Genomic DNA, 459 nt, shown 5'->3' with positions numbered 1-459 from the left:
GCGCGTCCGACACCGCTTCGCTCACCTCGTCCGCGCCTTCGCGCTGCCTTCGGTATCCACTCGCTCAGCCACGAGGCGCGCCAACACGGTCACTGCCCCGCTTCGACTCGCATCGTCTCTGATTCCCTCGTCGCTGGCACGAGCGGTCTACGTAGGCTTCGTAGGCACTGATTTTTGCAAGGACGAATATTTTGCAGGGCGGCTATGCATAGGCGCCTACGGGCGCGCCTATGCATAGCGTTCGTGATCTGCATGCGAAAGCTTTGGCGTTGGAGATAAACAAAAGATCTCTCGAGCGACGTTCTCGCCATGCATAGAGATGAGGTAGGCATCATCATCGCATGCAACAACTCTAGCCACGCAGATCTTCCAACCAAGCACCACGCCACCCCGTTGCATGCCCGGACCGATAGCGATTCGCGTGTGTGCAGTGAACTGACCCCCAGAAGTTGGACAGTT

General features: G+C 58.2%; 1 protein-coding gene. It reads left to right on the top strand.

The window, feature by feature from the left end:
- Nucleotides 1-238, top strand: a 238-nt coding sequence (locus ACNA0J_RS29680) for a hypothetical protein (RefSeq protein ID WP_415822613.1), incomplete at its 5' end; no start/stop codon positions are given.
- Nucleotides 239-459: the final 221 nt, after the last annotated feature.

Origin of the sequence: Bordetella tumbae, from assembly GCF_965139195.1 — a bacterium.
GTDB classification, from domain to species: Bacteria; Pseudomonadota; Gammaproteobacteria; order Burkholderiales; family Burkholderiaceae_B; genus Bordetella_A; species Bordetella_A tumbae.
The sequence above is the reverse complement of the archived record's forward strand: the minus strand, read 5'-3'. Positions and strand labels throughout refer to the sequence as shown.